Source organism: Devriesea agamarum (genome assembly GCF_900070355.1).
GTDB lineage: Bacteria > Actinomycetota > Actinomycetes > Actinomycetales > Dermabacteraceae > Devriesea > Devriesea agamarum.
The window spans coordinates 2,881,475-2,897,878 of sequence record NZ_LN849456.1 but is presented as its reverse complement, the minus strand read 5'-3'; the positions used below and the strand labels follow the sequence as shown (position 1 = coordinate 2,897,878).

Annotated in this window: 12 protein-coding genes; all 12 read right to left on the bottom strand. The window is 62.1% G+C overall.

Annotated elements, in window-relative coordinates; translation table 11 throughout:
- Positions 1-13: 13 nt before the first annotated feature.
- The gene (locus BN1724_RS12155; RefSeq protein ID WP_172797132.1) at positions 14-1,111 is read right to left on the bottom strand and encodes a cell division protein FtsQ/DivIB; all 1,098 of its coding nucleotides are present in this window, start codon (positions 1,109-1,111) and stop codon (positions 14-16) included.
- A gap of 272 nt (positions 1,112-1,383) precedes the next feature.
- Positions 1,384-3,108, bottom strand: coding sequence for a UDP-N-acetylmuramate--L-alanine ligase (locus BN1724_RS12150; protein WP_084253044.1), 1,725 nt, complete (start codon positions 3,106-3,108; stop codon positions 1,384-1,386).
- Complete coding sequence (gene murG / locus BN1724_RS12145; protein WP_058235573.1) at positions 3,108-4,250, bottom strand: undecaprenyldiphospho-muramoylpentapeptide beta-N-acetylglucosaminyltransferase; 1,143 nt, start codon at positions 4,248-4,250, stop codon at positions 3,108-3,110. Before murG ends, BN1724_RS12150 begins: the two co-directional genes overlap by 1 nt.
- Positions 4,247-5,614 (bottom strand): peptidoglycan glycosyltransferase FtsW, encoded by a 1,368-nt coding sequence (locus tag BN1724_RS12140; RefSeq protein WP_157085892.1) that lies wholly within the window; start codon positions 5,612-5,614, stop codon positions 4,247-4,249. Before BN1724_RS12140 ends, murG begins: the two co-directional genes overlap by 4 nt.
- Positions 5,615-5,616: 2 nt before the next feature.
- Complete coding sequence (murD, locus tag BN1724_RS12135) at positions 5,617-7,287, bottom strand: UDP-N-acetylmuramoyl-L-alanine--D-glutamate ligase (RefSeq protein WP_084253042.1); 1,671 nt, start codon at positions 7,285-7,287, stop codon at positions 5,617-5,619.
- Positions 7,284-8,369, bottom strand: coding sequence for a phospho-N-acetylmuramoyl-pentapeptide-transferase (gene mraY, locus BN1724_RS12130; RefSeq protein WP_058235572.1), 1,086 nt, complete (start codon positions 8,367-8,369; stop codon positions 7,284-7,286). Before mraY ends, murD begins: the two co-directional genes overlap by 4 nt.
- Entirely contained in the window at positions 8,366-9,889 is a 1,524-nt protein-coding gene (locus BN1724_RS12125) for a UDP-N-acetylmuramoyl-tripeptide--D-alanyl-D-alanine ligase (RefSeq protein WP_058235571.1), read from the bottom strand. The genes mraY and BN1724_RS12125 overlap by 4 nt, the downstream gene beginning before the upstream one ends.
- Entirely contained in the window at positions 9,883-11,757 is a 1,875-nt protein-coding gene (locus BN1724_RS12120) for a UDP-N-acetylmuramoyl-L-alanyl-D-glutamate--2,6-diaminopimelate ligase (protein WP_058235570.1), read from the bottom strand. The genes BN1724_RS12125 and BN1724_RS12120 overlap by 7 nt, the downstream gene beginning before the upstream one ends.
- Before the next feature lie 6 nt (positions 11,758-11,763).
- The gene (locus BN1724_RS12115) at positions 11,764-13,509 is read right to left on the bottom strand and encodes a peptidoglycan D,D-transpeptidase FtsI family protein (protein ID WP_084253041.1); all 1,746 of its coding nucleotides are present in this window, start codon (positions 13,507-13,509) and stop codon (positions 11,764-11,766) included.
- 4 nt (positions 13,510-13,513) lie between these two features.
- Positions 13,514-14,020 (bottom strand): hypothetical protein, encoded by a 507-nt coding sequence (locus BN1724_RS12110; protein WP_058235569.1) that lies wholly within the window; start codon positions 14,018-14,020, stop codon positions 13,514-13,516.
- Between the two features lie 2 nt (positions 14,021-14,022).
- Positions 14,023-15,042: a 16S rRNA (cytosine(1402)-N(4))-methyltransferase RsmH gene (gene rsmH / locus BN1724_RS12105; RefSeq protein WP_058235568.1), complete on the bottom strand. Its 1,020-nt coding sequence runs from the start codon at positions 15,040-15,042 to the stop codon at positions 14,023-14,025.
- Positions 15,043-15,259: 217 nt separating this feature from the next.
- Positions 15,260-15,691, bottom strand: a complete 432-nt coding sequence (mraZ, locus tag BN1724_RS12100) for a division/cell wall cluster transcriptional repressor MraZ (RefSeq protein WP_058235567.1) — start codon at positions 15,689-15,691, stop codon at positions 15,260-15,262.
- Between the last annotated feature and the right edge of the window lie 713 nt (positions 15,692-16,404).

Genomic DNA, 16,404 nt, shown 5'->3' with positions numbered 1-16,404 from the left:
CGGCGAACCACGGCTACGGATGCGTCACCGGGGCGGTCGGCGAGGAGACATCAATAGTTCCGCCCGGTTGCCCGAGCAAAACCGTGAGCACCCGCGACTTCAACGGCCCATCACTCGCATTTCCCCAGATCACGCGCTTAGTTTCGTTCTCATTGGCACGAATCGTAAAAGACACATCATCGCGTGAGGTCGCGGCAATATCAGAGATCCGCCCCCGCAAGTCCTGGGGCATCGACGCCAAAGTGCTCAGCATCGTCTCCACTGCGGCATTGGGATCCTGGGAACCCTGCCCCACGGTCAGGGGAACTAGTCCTTCTTGTGAACCGGGATCAACCGGCAAGGTCACCCCTTCAGCATCTACAACCTTGGTGGCTCCGCCGGGCTCGCTAATGATCGCCAGAGGTGTCCTTTCCTTCACCGTCACCACCAGCGTGGAAGGCCACTTGCGCACCACCGTCGCCGACTGAATACCGGGCACGGCATCCAGACTTTTATCCAAAGCGCCGGTATTGACGAACAGAAGCGGACTTCCTTTCGTCCCAGACAATGCCTTCTCGACGCTGCCGGAACTCACATACGTGCGCCCTTTGACCTCAATGGTCTGCACCGACAGCGCTGGCAAAAACAGTGCGAGGGCAAACAAAATCCCCACCACGATCAGAACACCGATCGCGCTGAGCGTCGCAATCCGTCGGCCACGCCGCCAGGATTTTTTCCCCCAAAGGATCCGGCGGAACAGCCCCTGTTCGGTGCCCCCAGGATCGGCGCTGCGAGCTTTTCGCCGACCTCCTGCGGCCAAGGTCACCGCACGCGCATCTGTCTTTCGTACCGCTTTTTTCGCCGCGCCACCCCTGCGCGCCGGGGTTCGGGCACCAAAACGGTCACCAGCCTGTACCACGCGGGCACCGCTCGCACCGGCACCTGCGCCGGGTTTACGAGCACTACCCGGGCTGGGGTTAAGTTCTTTGCCCGGGTCGGGATTGTGCACCCCATCCCCGCCGGAACCGCGCGCACCTCCCGCCGCGTTCGCCGCACGCTTCGGCCAACGAGACGGTCTGACCGATCCGGGTTGCCTCGTCCCCAGAGCAGACGCGTCGCGCCCCTGTGCCATAATTCGCCGCGGTGGCACCGTCGGGGCCGCTGGAGGCTGTGACGTGCTCCTGCTCGAAGAGGGTTTCCCGGTGGCCGGATCCATCTGAGCCGGGGGCTTCCCTCGCCCGCGAGAACTACCCGCCGCGATGGGCTTGCCGTTGGCCCTGAGATTTCGACTGCCCGGCGAATTTCCACCGCTCGAAGAGTTTCCACTGCTCGATGGTTTTCCACCGCTCGGTGGCTGTCCGCTGCTCGCCCGCGGGACCCGAGGGGCAGGAGGCCTGCGCGGTGTCACCGCCGCGACCCTCCGCCCTCGGGAGCACGCTGCGCAGCTGCGCGCCCCAGTGCCGCAAGAACAGGTTCGGTGTCATCAGTAATATCGCCGGCACCCATCATCAACAGCACATCTCCGGGCCTCGCCACCTCAGCGACCAGCGCGGGAAGGTCCTCACGGCGTGTCAGCGCCACCAAGCCCTCCACTGCACCCGGCAGCGCTTGGGTAATCGTGCTCGCATCCACGGTGTCGTCGATGTCTTCGCGTGCGGCATACACCGGCAGCACCCAGGCCTTGTCGGCGAGCGCGAGTGCCTGCGCGAATTCCGCGGCAAAGGCGCGGGTCCGAGAAAACAAGTGCGGCTGGAATACAGCCAGCACCCGACCGTGGGCCGAATTGCCGGCCGAGCTGTCGCGCTGACGCTCAGTGTCCACATTCGCCGCAGCCGCATTCGCTACATCCGCATTCGCCGCAGCCGAACCCAAGCCGGCTTGCACTGGCTGACCATCTGGCTGGGCCACGATCCCACGGGCCGCCACGATCGTTGCGGCGACCTCCCGCGGATGATGGGCATAGTCGTCATACACCCGTACCCCGCCGCTCTCCCCCTTGGCTTCAAAACGCCGTGCCGCCCCATGGAAACGGGCAAGACCAGCCGCAAGATCATTGAGGTCACGCTCGGGCTGGAGCAAAGCCGTACCCGCCAACGCACCCACAGCATTCAGAGCATTGTGGCGCCCGTGAACCGCCAAGCGGAGCGTAAACGGCGATTGGGTGCCGGGGGCCTGCACCGTGGCGCATACGCCCTGGGGCGTCTCATAAATGTCATGAATGCGCCACTGAGCTTGCGCTGAGGTGCCGTAGGACACCACCTGACAGCCAAGGCTTTGCGCCCGCTGTCCGAGCGCTGCCGCTCCGGGATCATCGATGCACACCACCAGGTGGCCGCTTTCCGGCAGCCGGGCCACGAGCGCATCGTAAGCGCGCAGCATGGTGTGCTCGTCGCCGTAATGGTCCAGGTGATCAGCTTCAACGTTGGTGACGACGATCACCTGCGGCGCGTAGGCAATAAACGAGGCATCGGATTCATCGGCTTCAATTACCGCGAACTGCCCTGTCCCCAGGTACGCATTGTGTCCGAGGTCTGGCACCGCCGCCCCCACAGCGAACGCCGGATCATGCGGCGATCCCGACAAGTCGGAATCAGGCTGGTGCTGCCCCGTCATCCCCCCGCGCAGAGCCATCACCGACATCGCCGTGGTGGTGGTCTTCCCGTGGGTCCCCGCCACGATCAAGGTGCGGCGTCCCGCAAGCAGACCCGCCAGCGCCGCCGCCCGGTGAACAACAGGAATACCCAGGTCATGAGCCCGTTTGACCTCGGGATTATCGGGTCGCACCGCGGAGGAAACCGCCAAAATATCGACGTCATCGGGAACATTGTCGGTGTGAAAGCCGATCGCGATATCGGCCCCGGCCTCCCGCAGCAGGCCGATAAAGCGCCCCTCGAGTGGATCCGATCCACTAACCTTCAGGCCCGCCTGCACGGCGAGCCGGGCAATGGCCGACATCCCCGCGCCACCGATGCACACAATATGCACCGACTGCGGTCCCCCACCCAGCTCTAAGGCGGGCCAGGTGCTGCGGGTGATCACGGGCCCTGGCCGCAGCACAGTGGGCACATCGGATGGCAGGTTAATCGACGTATCGTCGGTCGAGGCGATCCCCTGGCGAGACTCACTCATCACTTTCCTCCCGCGCTCACAGCGTGGCTATGGGCAGCCTCAAGAACAAGATCCGCAAGGCGTTCCGCCGCATCCCGAGGACATGCCTTCGCCACGGCCGACTTCATGGTCTCAAGTCGCGCGGGATCGTGAAGGATCACCAGCGCATGGTCAAGCAGCCATTGCGCGGTGAGCTCAGCATCGGGAACCATCAGTGCCCCTCCCGCCTCGACCAGATGCCGACCGTTCAGCGCCTGCTCGCCGTTACCAATCGGCAACGGGACCAAAATCGCAGGCAGGCCAACCGCTGCGAGTTCGCTCACAGTGCCGGCGCCAGACCTAGTGATTGCAAGATCCGCGACCGCATAGGCACGTTCCATCTGCGAGATGAACTCCACCGCACGGTAGCCGGGACGCTCAGTAGCACCGAGCTTTCCCCGACCGGTGATATGGAGAATCTGTACGCCGGAATCGATGATCCTTCGAGCTGATTCAGCCACCGCATCGTTCAATCTTTTTGCACCTAGCGACCCGCCGGTCACCAGCAACACCGGCCGCTGCGGATCCAGGCCAAACTCTGCGCAAGCCTGGGCGCGCAATGCCACTCGTGTGCTTTGATCTTCGCCCGTGTCACCGGCGCCTAACTGCGTGATCTCGCGACGCATCGGCATCCCGATGGTGACGGCGTCCGGTAACGGGGTGCCGTCGAATGCAACTGTCACGTGCCGGGCCGACTTGGCGCCGAGCCGATTCGCCAAACCCGGCCTGACATTGGATTCGTGCAGCACCACCGGGATGCCACAGATCCGGGCAGCGATGTAGGCCGGTGGGCACACGTAGCCGCCAAAACCCACCACCGCATCGATTCGGCGGTCGGTCAGCAGACGGCGCACGGTTTTCACCGTCCCCACGAGCCGTCCTGGAAACTTTAAGGCCGCAGTATTGGGCCGCCTCGGAAACGGAACCTTCGGCACGGTGACCAGTTCTAAGCCCGCGGCGGGAACCAGATCCGCTTCGAGACCAACCGCGGTGCCAAGCACCACCAGCTCGGGTTCGGACGCGCGTCGACGAAGCGCATCGGCGGTGGCCAGCAGCGGGGAGACGTGACCGCTGGTGCCCCCTCCAGCTAGCAAAATACGCACAGGAGCGGACTTTGAGGTCATGAACCTGCCTTTCGGGATGACTTTCGAGCTGAACGGGAGGGACGCGAAGCACCCCGGCGACGAACCGGCAGCACAGCGACCGACCGGCGAACCCGGCCAAAGCTAGCAGAAATTGCTTCCTGTGCCCCGGGCTCATGTCGGGCAAACGAAATCATGACACCGAGAGCCATCAATGACACCACCAGTGCCGATCCACCCGCGGAGATAAAGGGCAGGGGAACACCGATCACCGGCAGTAGCCCCACCACCACGCACATGTTCATCAGTGCCTGCCCAAATAGCCAAGCTGACACACCCGCAATGGTGATCTGGACGAACGGGTTACCGTGATGGCGCACCACCATGCGGGCCAGCACCAATGCCAGCGCTACGAACAGCAAAATCACCGTGAGCGTGCCAAATAAACCGAGTTCTTCGCCGATAATGGCGAAAATGTAGTCGTTGGCGGCAGCGGGTAGCCGCCCCCATTTTTGTCGCGACGCCCCCAGCCCGACTCCCCACCAGCCACCTTCGGCCAGGGCTTGGAGACCGTGCACCGGCTGCATACATAGATCGTCCGGGCAGTCCCCGGTGAGCCAGGCAAGGATGCGCCCCATCCGGTTTTTGCTGGTGACCGTCAAACCAATCACCCCGATGAGGCCAACCGCACCGAATGCCGCGAACACTCTGCGCGGTACCCCGGCCACCCACAGCGACCCCGCGACTAAACACGCCAGAACCAGCGTGGTTCCTAGGTCATGGCCGAGCGCGACGAGCAGCAGCACCAGACCGAACATAGGCACCGCGGGGATCAGTAAGTGTCTAAATTCGCGCAGCAACGGTCGTTTAATGGCCAGCACCGCGCCCATCCATAACGCGAGCGCAAGCTTCAGCAGCTCCGAGGGTTGCGCGGTAAAACCAGCGATCCTGATCCAGTTGCGGTTACCCCCCACCGCCCATCCCAGCCCGGGCACAAACACGAGCAGCTGGAACAAAATCGCGAACACCATAAAGGGCCAGGCATAGCGTTTGAACACCCGGATCGGAACCAGTGCTGCGACCACCGCTGCCACGATGCCGAGGATCGCGAATCGTCCCTGCTGAAGCAGGCCCGCATACCCGGAGCGATCCACCGCGATGTTGCTGATCGCTGTGCTGGACAGCACCATCATCAAACCGAAACCCACCAGCAAAATGCCCAGCACGATCAAGGCGTAGAAGTCAAGAGCGGGCGAGGACAGCCACGCCGTCACAGGTGATCGATGCTGGGGTGTCGGCGGGTCGGCGACGGGTTTCAATTCACGAGGTGAACCTGATGCGCGGGAAGCGGCAACTGCCCGTTTCTGGCGAGCAGCTGCGCGCCGACGGGGGTTCAACACCGCCATAGTCATCCCTTCGTCATCAGTGCACCGACCTCAGCGGCGAAGATGTCACCCCGGGCGGCGTAGTCGGTGAACTGGTCCATCGAGGCGCAGGCCGGTGCGAGCACCACGGCATCGCCGGACTCAGCCACCCCGTGCGCCGCTCGAACTGCTGCCGCCATCACCGCGCGTCCGCCATCTGCATGCCGGTCACTTCCAGTCTCTCCCGGATCAATCCGGATCACCGGGACGCCGCTGGCGTGTCGGCCCAACGCATCGATGAGCGGTTCCGGATCGGTTCCGATCAGCACGACTGCCCGCAGCTTAGGGCCGATTGCCTGAACGAGATCGTCAAAGTGCGCGCCCTTTGCAAGACCACCGGCGATCCACACCGCGCTCGAGTGGCTGCCGAACGCCGCCAAGGCAGCATGCGGGTTTGTGGCTTTGGAGTCGTCAATCCAGGTCACACCATTGTCCGATGCGACCACCGCACTGCGGTGCCCGCCCATGCGGTATGCCCGTAGCCCGTCGCGAACCGCCTGCGGACTGACCCCGTGTGCGCGTGCAAGCGCGGCGGCCGCCAAGGCGTTAAACACGAGGTGTGGGGGTATGTTCGGCGTACCATCGTCGGAATCTGGCTCTGGGGCGGGGGCCAGATGTGCAAGGTCGGCCAGGGTGGCGAGTTCAGCGGCCTGGTGCTGGCGGGTGGGGATGAAGGCGCGGTCACACAGAATATCTTCGACCAGGCCGAGCTCAGATATATCGGGGGTGGAAAGCCGCACTCCGATGGCCCGTGCCCCCTCCACGACGTCCGCGTTCTCGACCAGGTGGCGGGTCTTGTGATCTGCGGTGTTGTACACGCACGCGATCTGAACCCCGTCATAGATCTTCCCTTTGGCTGCGCCGTAGGCGTCCAGGTCGCCGTGCCAGTCGAGGTGATCGTCGGCAATATTGAGCACAGCTGCGCTCTCGCACCGAACATGATCGGTCCAATGCAATTGGAACGACGAGAGTTCGACGGCAAGTACCTCGAACGGTTCCGGTGACAGGGCCGCTTCAATGACCGGTAGCCCGACGTTACCGGCGGCAACCGCCCGGATCCCCGCCGCGCGCAACATGCTCTCGAGCATGGTGACCACCGTGGTTTTACCGTTGGTGCCGGTCACCCCCAACCAGACCGGACCGTCGGCAGATTGCATGCGGCGGGCGAGTTCAATCTCGGACCAGACCGGGATTCCTTTGTCTCGGGCTGCGGTGAGTAGCTGGTGGTCTGGACGCCAACCCGGTGAGGTCACCACTAAGTCGATGTGCCGGTCGTCGGGAAGAACGCGCACGTGATCATCGCCAAAGCGCACCTCGACCCCGAGATTACCCAGTATCTGTGCCTGTTCGCGCTTGGTATCAGACTCTTGGGCGTCTACCACCAGCACGTGGGCTCCGCGTTGCATGGTTTGGTCGGCGACGGCATATCCGGAGACTCCGAAACCGCAGACCAGTATCGATAACCCGGTGACGTCTAAGCCGGGCCAAGGCCGATCAGCGACCGGGACTGAGCGTACCGACGCGCTATCCGACTGTGCCGGGCCTGCCTGTTCCAATTCCGTTAGCTGTATGGCCACCCGCTGCGGGTCAGATTGTTGTGGGTTCAGTTGCTGTGGGCTCGGCTGCTTCGCGTCCGGTTGCGGCGACGTCGTCATCGCAGCCTCGGAATGGCGTCAAGATAGAAGATACCGAGGCCAGCTGCCGCACAAATCACTGCGATGATCCAGAATCTCACCACAATGGTGACTTCACCCCAGCCTTTGAGCTCGAAGTGATGTTGCAGCGGCGCCATTCGGAACACTCGCTTGCCCGTCATTTTGAAGGATCCCACCTGGATGATGACCGACAGTGAAATCACCACGAACAGACCACCGATAATGGCTCCGAGCAGCTCCGTACGCGAGACCATCGTGAGCCCGGCCAGCGCCCCACCGAGCGCCAACGCACCAGTGTCGCCCATGAAGATTTTGGCGGGCGAGGTGTTCCACCATAAAAAGCCCACGCACGCCCCGGCGATAGCAGAGGCCACCACGGCAATGTCTTGGGGGTCACGCACCGAATAGCAGGCACCAGCTATCAGATCGTCACAGGATTGGCGCCACTGCCAAAACGCGATCAACACATACGCGCCGGTGAACAAGATGGTGGCGCCGGTGGCAAGACCATCGAGCCCATCGGTGAGATTTACACCGTTGGACCAAGCCGCCACCAGGAAGTTCGACCAGATAGCAAACAGAATGATCCCCACAACTGTTCCGCCCACCGCGAGGTCAAGCCAGGGAATATCACGCACGAACGATATGCGGCTCGATGCCGGGGTCAGCCCGTCAGCATTGGGGAAGCTCAGGGCAAGCACCGCGAATACAGTCGCCACCAGGAATTGACCGGCGAGTTTCGAGCGGGGTCGCAGGCCGAGACTGCGGTGACGGCTGATCTTGATGTAGTCGTCGGCAAATCCCACAATGCCAAGGCCCGCCATCAAAAACAGCACCAGCATGCCTGAGACGGTTGGGGCTTGCCAGATCAAAGCGTGCGCACCGAAAAAGCCGATGATCGACGCCAAAATAATGATGGTCCCGCCCATGGTGGGCGTGCCGCGCTTGGTGTGGTGGGATGTGGGGCCGTCGTCCCGGATGAACTGGCCGTATCCCTTTTTCTCGAGCAGACGGATAAACATCGGAGTCCCGATAAAGGACAGCACGAAGCCGATGCCTCCGGCCACAATGATGGGGATCATGCCTGTGCCTTTCCGACGTTTAATCTGCTCGTTCGCGTTGTGGTGCCATCCCCACCCGCTGCTGGCTCATGGATCGCGACCAATCGATCAGCAAGATGACACAGTCCTGCGGAGAGTGACGATTTCACGAGAACGATATCGCCCGGGACCACTGATGTTTGTAACACAGCCTCAGCCTCAGCGATGGTATCGACGTGCTGTGCTTCACCTCCGAAGCTACCTTCGAGGAGAGCTCCCTGGTGCATAGGACGGGTGCCATCGCCGATGGTAAGCAGCAGATTTATGTCATACCGTACGGCGAGGCGCCCAATCTCATCGTGGAGTCTGACACTGTCTGGGCCAAGTTCCCGCATTTCACCCAGCACCGCGATGGTCCGAGGGGTCCCTGCCGAGGAACCATTGGTCTGCCCGCGTCCGAGATGGGCAAGTGTTCTGAGCGCCGACCGCATGGAATCCGGGTTGGCGTTATAGGCATCGTCAATGATCGTGACACCGTCTGCGCCGTGGTGAACCGCCATTCGGTGGGGCGAGACGGCGCGCGCCTGCTCCACTGCGGTGCACACCGCGTCGGCATCCACCCCGAGAACAAGTGCGGTCGTCATCGCGGCGAGCGCGGTATACACCTGGTGTTCCCCGACCAGCTGAAGCGATACCCGATACTCAGCCGCCGCAATCGGCTCGCCGCCAAGTGCGCGCAGACCGGGCTCAATAACCAGCCGGAAACATGGACACGCATCCCGGCTCAGCCGTACATCCTCTGCCCTAATATTCGCGGGACCGAGCCCCCAGGTGGTCACGGGGGCCTGCGCGCGGGTAGCCATGCCTGCAACGCGCGGGTCGTCAGCGTTCAGCACGGCACGGCCTGACTCGGCGAGTGCTTCCACCAGTTCACCTTTGGCCTGCGCGGTGCCGTCCGCGCTACCGAATTCCCCAAGATGTGCCGTCCCCACGTTCAACACCACGGCGACGTCGGGTCGGGCAATGCTGGTGAGGTGGGCGATGTGGCCGATGCCCCGGGCCCCCATTTCGAGGACCAGGTATGCGGTGTTTTCGCGGAGTTTCAGCACCGTCAGTGGCAGGCCGATTTCATTATTCAAACTGCCTGGCGGGGCTATGGTCGGACCCTGACTGCTGAGGATCTGGCCGAGTAGGTCTTTGACACCGGTTTTACCTGCGGAGCCGGTGACTGCGGCAACTTTCAGACGCGGGTTTACCTGGCGCGCCCGGTCGAGGGTGGCCCGCGCGAGTGCGGACAGCGCGTGCGTCATGTCCTCGATAACGATCCCAGGCACCCCTACATCCCGGGTAAGCAGACACAGTGCAGCTCCGCTATCCACCGCGGCCGCGGCATAGTTGTGCCCGTCAACGCGTTCGCCGACATAAGCTGCGAACACATCACCGGGACGCACCGCACGCGAATCAATGGTGACGTCGCCATCGATCAGTGCCGTCGCGTCCATATCTCCGACGATCCGCCCTCCGACGATGTCGGCAATCTCGCGGACGCTGATCTTCAGCACTGAGGTCCTCCAGTAGCGGTGTGATGCGAATGTAACGGTGATGGGTGCGGCGGTGAGTTTGGTGTTCTCGCCTGGCCGAAAGCCTCCCGCAAACAGGCCCGATCGTCAAAGGGATGGATCACCCCGGCGATGTCTTGACCTGTTTCCGCTCCCTTGCCGGCCACAAGCACGATATCGCCGGGTCGAGCCAGGGTGACAGCATGGCGGATGGCCTCGGCCCGGCCGGGAATCTCAATCACCTCGGCCGCGGTGTCCTGCGGGATACCAGCCCGGATCGCTGCGCGGATATCCGCTGGGTTTTCGCTGCGTGGGTTGTCATCGGTCACGATCACAACATCGGCTCCCTCAGCAGCCACCTGCCCCATGCGGGGCCGTTTATCTCGGTCGCGATCACCTCCGGCCCCCATGACGACCAGCAGCCGACCACCCGATGTCAGGGCCGGGCGCAAGGCCGTGAGCGCTTTGTCCAAGGCGTCATGGGTGTGGGCGTAATCGACCACCCCGAGAATCTGTTCGCGATGAACGAGTTCCATTCGCCCCGGCACTCCATGCCCGGTAGAGATCGCGGCGGCCGCCGCCTCAGCCTGGTAGCCGAGACGGTCCAGGATCAGTAGCACAGCCATCGTGTTGGCCACATAGTGACGCCCGGGTAAGGGACTGTGCACCTCACGGCGTTGACCGGAGGACGTATGCAGCATGGTGAACCGCACGCCGTAGCCGTCGGCACGAAGATCGGTCGCTACGTAGTCCGCAATCGGCCCGGGGGCGCCAACAGGGGATGAGGCGTGGGCTGAAGCCGGATGCGCATCATCGGCCTGGGTGTGAGCGCTCACCGAATAGGTTGTCACGCGAAGGCCACGCGCCTGGCTGAGCGCTGCGAGCTGCTGTCCCCACTCATCATCGAGGCAGATCACCGCCTCCCGGCAGCGCTCGGGAGTAAACAACATGGCTTTGGCCTGGAAGTATTCGTCCATCGAGTGATGGAAATCCAGATGGTCCTGACTCAGATTCGTAAAACAGGCAATATCTGCCACCAGCGCGTCGACCCGGTGGAGAACAAGAGCGTGGGATGAGATTTCCATCGCGACGGTGCGCACGCCGCTTTGCCCGCAACGCGCTAGAATCCCGTGGACTTCCGGGGCTTCCGGCGTGGTGCGCACGGTAGCGATCCGGTGCTCCCCGTCGACGCCGTCATAGCGAGTACCGTTTGTGCCGATCACGGCGACCCGTTCACCGAGGACACGCACCGCGTCGGTGAGCATAGTAGTTACCGAGGTTTTCCCGTTGGTCCCGGTCACGGCGATCAACCTCGGCATATCAATGGCGGGCGCACCGGTTGGGGTGTCAGCGGCAGCTTTCGTGCCGTAAATCAGCGCGGATACCTCGCCGAGAACAGCGCGAGGATCTGGCACCACCAAGGTTGCCAGTCCAGCTTCTCGGCAGTCCGCGGCACCTGACGGGTCGGTGAGGGCGGCAACCGCTCCGGCGCTGTGTGCCTGGGACGCGAATCGAGCCCCGTGGGTCACTGCACCGGGTAAGGCTGCGTAGAGATCACCAGGCATGATCCGGCGCGAGTCGAGGCTGACGCCGCATACGTCGGGCGGAGCATCGACCATCTCTTCGGCTACGAGGTTGGTATCCACGGTCTGGGTCCCGTCTTTCACGGGTCCCGTGTGAAGCTGGCACAGCTGCGCAAGGTAGTCAGCGATCCGGGTGAGTGGAATGTACCTCGGGGTTATTGGTCGTGGAAGGTCTGTCATGACGTGTTGGGTTTTCGCCGTGAGGTCCTGAGTCTCGGGCTGAGGCTTGAAGCAATCGGCCTGAGCATACGATGAATCATCGAGGTGCTGAGATGTCAGATCCGCCATGCGCTCTCACCATTCCGTCGCCAGCTGCGGGCTGGGCCTACCCGTCGGGGCGATCTGCTGATTTTGCAGTGCGTACTGCATGATCTCTGAAAATGCTGGCGCCGCAGCTTGACTGCCCGAAATAAAGGTCTTCAAACCGTAAACAAAGACCCCGACCACTAGTTGAGGCGAATCCACCGGGGCTGTTCCAATAAACGACGCGGTGTACGTTCCCCCGGGTTCTTGAGCTGTTCCAGTTTTACCACCCACCGCGTACCCCGGTACATACGCGGTTTCCTTTGGATTATCCGGAACATTGGTCGACATCATCTGCAAAATGGTCGATGCGGTCTGCGGCGATACCACCTGGGTCTGCTTTTTCTCGTGCAGCGGTTTAATCGTGCCGTTTTGCTGTTGCTCGCCGCGCACAATGGTTGGCGAGACATGCACTCCACCGTTGGCAAATGTTCCGACCGCGGAGGTGACCTGGAGCGCGGTCACCGCATACCCCTGACCAAACGCAGTCGTGAACTTGGTGCGACCGTGCCATTCGTTGGCCGGATGCAAGATTCCGCCGGACTCCCCGGGGAGATCAATACCCGTGGGTGAACCGAATCCGAACTTTTTCAGATAGTCATAGCGCACCGACGGTTCAACCTTCAGTGAGGCCATCACAGTGCCAACATTGGAACTGTTTTTCAGCACCCCAGCGAGCGTCAGTTTTTGCACCGAATGCTCATGGGAATCCTTAATTCGTTCACCCTCGAAGTATTTTTCGTAAGGAACGGTGAACTGTGTTTCAGGAGTGACCTTACCCTGGTCGATAAGGGCCGCCATAGTGAATAGTTTCCCAGTCGACCCTGGTTCAAATACATTCGATATTGAGCGATTTCCCCAATAGGTATCTTTACCCTTCGACGGCGCGTTCGGATCATAGGTCGGGTAATCCGCCAATGCGAGCACTTCCCCGGTGCGCGGGTTGATCACCACCGCGCTACCCCCGGTGCCACCCCATTTCTGCACGGTCTGGGCGAGCACATCCTGCGCTTTCCACTGCAGATCGCGGTCAGTTGTCAACACGATATCTTTGCCATCCACGGCCGGAATCGTGGTGTTGTCCCCGGTGGGAATCGTTTGGCCGCCACCGCCTCGCTCATACGTGACTTTGCCATTGGTGCCCTGCAACTCTTTTTCCAGTGAGAGTTCCGCACCCGCCGCGGGAGTTCCATCGGCTTTCATAAACCCGACGATGTTCGCTCCGACCTGTCCAGCCGGGTAGGCGCGAGCACCCACTCGATAGGACCCGATCCCATCAATCTTCAGCTTGATGACCGCATCGCGAACCTGCGGCGTCACGCCTTTGGCGAGATAGAGGAAACCGCGCTTACCGGTGAGTTTTTGCTCTAACTCGTCCACCGACATACCGAGCACCGGCGCGAGCTTCATCGCCGCACCTTTCACGCCCTTCACGTCGACTTTTTTATTGTTTTTTCCGTAGTCCACCACTTGCAGCTGGTTAACCCAGATGTCATACCTTTCGATGGAGGCCGCGAGGACCGTCCCGTTGCGGTCCATAATCTCACCGCGAACAGCGGGAATGTCTGTGGTGACGGTGCGCTCTTCGCGCGCTTGGGCGGCAAGGGCCTGCCCGTTAAGCCCTTGCACCCACACCAAGCGACCCGCGAGCACCAAAATAGCGACAAGCACCACCGCAAGGATGGCGCGATGTCTGGTGGTGGGGTTACCCACCCGCGACGGGGGAATACTGCGCATCTACCTAATCCCCCTCGTTACCCATCCCGTGGTACGGCTTATGCCCGTGGGTGGACAGATCCGGGACCGGCACACCGGGCTTGGGCGCTTCGTCGGCCGCTGCCGGGTGCGGATCGCCGATAATCTTGCCGGTTGCGAGGTCAACGTACGCTGATGTTCCCGCGGGAACCATCCCAATGGCTCGCGCCCGACGTTCAAGTTCCTGCGGAGCGCCTAGCATTTGGTTACGTTCGGCGAGGGTCTGCTTCTCGTGGACCAGTTTTTGTGAGGTGCGCTGAAGTGAACTCAGCTCATACGACCCCTGCCCCATGGAGATATTGAGGGCTAACACTGCTCCCAGCGTAGCCAGCAGAATTGCGGTGCACAGCAGAACAAAGGGAACATTGCTGCGGGAAGGACGCGGGCGCGCAACGACCGTCAGTCGCGGAGCACTCGCGGACGTGGCAGCAGGTCCGCGTTGGGTGGATGCGGAGCGCATACCGGGGGCGTACTGTCGGGCGGGCTGTGCCATCCTCAGTTCTCCCTCCTCCTGTGCTTGCTGGGTTGTGAGCTGGTCGAGGTCTTTTCACGCGTTCGTTCAATTGCCCGCAGGCGCACCGATGCGGATCGCGGGTTAATGGCTTGTTCCTGGTCGGATGCTTTTTCCGCACCCCGGGTGATCAAGCGGAAGTCTGGGCGGTGTTCGTCGAGTTCAATCGGAAGCCCGGGTGGCGCTGAGGAACTTGTCCGCGCCACAAATTCTGTTTTCACAATCCGGTCTTCGAGCGAGTGGTAGGACTCAACCGCCAGCCGACCGTGAACGCTTAAGGAGTCGAGTGCCCGGCGCAAGGCAACCCGGAGGATGTCCAGCTCCCCGTTCACGGCAATGCGCAGCCCCTGGAACGTTCGCTTCGCGGGATGCCCACCGGTTCGTTTCGATGCGGCCGGAACTGCTCGTTCAACCACCTCAACCAGATCGGTGCTGGTAAGCACCGGCTGGGTGGTTCTGCGCGCCACGATGGTTCGAGCGATTTTGCGCGCGTAACGTTCCTCGCCGTACTCGTACAGAATGCGGGAGAGTTTCTGTTCGTCGAGGTCACGCAGCAGATCTGCCGCGGTGGGAGCATCCGAACTCTGGTCCATGCGCATGTCCAGCGGCGCATCGAAGCGGTATGCGAAACCGCGCTCCGCGTCGTCAATTTGCAGGCTGGATACGCCGAGGTCCATCAGGATGCCGTCAGCCGAGCTCAGTCCGTGCCGCGCGAGGGCTTCAGGGATCTGGTCGTAGGTTGCGTGGACGAGGTCGAACCTGCCGTCGCAACCCGCCGCGCCCAGCCTTTGCTTCGCTAGGTCTAGGGCGCGTGTATCTCGGTCGATCCCGATCAGCCGCACGGTCGGGAATGCTGTAAGCACCGCGTGGGCGTGTCCCCCCATGCCGAGTGTTGCGTCGATGTACACCGCACCCTCGCGTTCGAGAGCGGGGCCCAGCAGTTGGACGCAGCGATCCCGAAGAACAGGGATGTGACGGGAGGCAATGGCTTCCGGTGTATCCATGGCCCCTCCCTCGTGCCGGTCACGGGCATACGCCCATCGTGTGCGAGACGGGCAGGGGCCCGCCCTCTTGCGAGGCGACGCCCCGCCAGATCCCCTCCCGCTTTAGTCCCGCCACCGGGGAAGATGCGTCGGGGCCAAAGCGGCGAGAGATCTCGCGGTGCGCCGTATTGCCGGGATGAGTCCTCGCTGTGCGGGGATAACCATCCCTTGGTGCTGTTTAGAACAAACCGGGAACGACTTCGGTAGCCGTCTCCGCAAAACTTTCTTCCTTCGCTGCCAAGTAGGTCTCCCAGGCGGGGGTCGACCAGATCTCGAGGCGGTTGCCCGCCCCAATGACCGTGGTCTCCCGGTCTAGTCCGGCCCACGAGCGCAAGTGCGCGGGGATGGTGATGCGTCCCTGTTTATCGGGCACTACATCTTCGGCGCCAGATAGCAGCACGCGAAGGTAGTCCCTAGCGTCGCGACTGGTCACCGGTGCCTTGCGAAGTTCTTCATGCACTTGTTCGAACTCGCGCATCGGGTACACGGAGATGCAGTGCTCTTGCCCTCGGGTCATCACCAGGCCCGCTGCCAGTTGGTCGCGGAACTTGGCCGGAAAGATCAGACGGCCTTTGTCGTCCAGGCGCGGTGTGAAGGTTCCGAGGAACATGCGTCCTCACCTCCCGCGGTTGCCGACTGAACCACTTCTCTTCCCGTGCGCTCCACTTTACCCCACTCTCCCCCACCAGACCACTGCTATTGCCATGTAATTTCATGGCGACTGACGAAAAAGCCAGGTCATACGCGTGGAGTGAGGTGGAGCAAAAGTGGAGTGATTCCTGCCGCGCAAGCTCAACCTGGCCGCGACAAGCGAGCGGAGGAACAGCTGAGGTCCCAGATTGAGCCGGGCATCAACGCACTTTCTGGGGGCACGGAGCAGACCTACAGAAGATCAGAACACGCCAGCAGCCACGTCTAACCTATTCACCCCGGACGCCATAACAGCAGGTCACAGTCGATTATTGGTGGTGGCGGCGGGAAGCGGCTGCCATTATTGATGGCACAAGCAACTCAGTGCGAACGCTCACACTGCTTTCGACAGTCCAGTCGGCTTCGAGTGGACTGCTCAAAGGGGTGGAGGAAAGTGGAGGGGAATAGGTGTGTGGAGGTGGAGGGGATGGGCACGAGGAGGTGGAGGGCTGTGGAAGATAGCGCTAAGTCCGATCCATGGCATGACTCGTGGTACTCGTGGTGTGTTGCGACCACATTGATCGCCCTTCCAAGGCGCCATTTTGATATCGGCTAGGTAGCACCAGGCGCAGGGGCTGGCTAAAGCCGAGTCGATGGCATCTCTGGTGAGCTCAGAAGTTATCTGGAACGCTG

Excerpts from the sequence above, each read along its gene's own strand:
- mraZ (WP_058235567.1), bottom strand. The coding sequence starts at position 15,691 with ATGTTCCTCGGAACCTTCACACCGCGCCTGGACGACAAAGGCCGTCTG.
- BN1724_RS12155 (WP_172797132.1), bottom strand. The coding sequence starts at position 1,111 with ATGGCACAGGGGCGCGACGCGTCTGCTCTGGGGACGAGGCAACCCGGA.
- BN1724_RS12140 (WP_157085892.1), bottom strand. The coding sequence starts at position 5,614 with ATGGCGGTGTTGAACCCCCGTCGGCGCGCAGCTGCTCGCCAGAAACGG.
- mraY (WP_058235572.1), bottom strand. The coding sequence starts at position 8,369 with ATGATCCCCATCATTGTGGCCGGAGGCATCGGCTTCGTGCTGTCCTTT.
- murG (WP_058235573.1), bottom strand. The coding sequence starts at position 4,250 with ATGACCTCAAAGTCCGCTCCTGTGCGTATTTTGCTAGCTGGAGGGGGC.
- rsmH (WP_058235568.1), bottom strand. The coding sequence starts at position 15,042 with ATGGATACACCGGAAGCCATTGCCTCCCGTCACATCCCTGTTCTTCGG.
- BN1724_RS12115 (WP_084253041.1), bottom strand. The coding sequence starts at position 13,509 with ATGCGCAGTATTCCCCCGTCGCGGGTGGGTAACCCCACCACCAGACAT.
- BN1724_RS12110 (WP_058235569.1), bottom strand. The coding sequence starts at position 14,020 with ATGGCACAGCCCGCCCGACAGTACGCCCCCGGTATGCGCTCCGCATCC.
- BN1724_RS12120 (WP_058235570.1), bottom strand. The coding sequence starts at position 11,757 with ATGGCGGATCTGACATCTCAGCACCTCGATGATTCATCGTATGCTCAG.
- BN1724_RS12150 (WP_084253044.1), bottom strand. The coding sequence starts at position 3,108 with ATGAGTGAGTCTCGCCAGGGGATCGCCTCGACCGACGATACGTCGATT.
- murD (WP_084253042.1), bottom strand. The coding sequence starts at position 7,287 with ATGACGACGTCGCCGCAACCGGACGCGAAGCAGCCGAGCCCACAGCAA.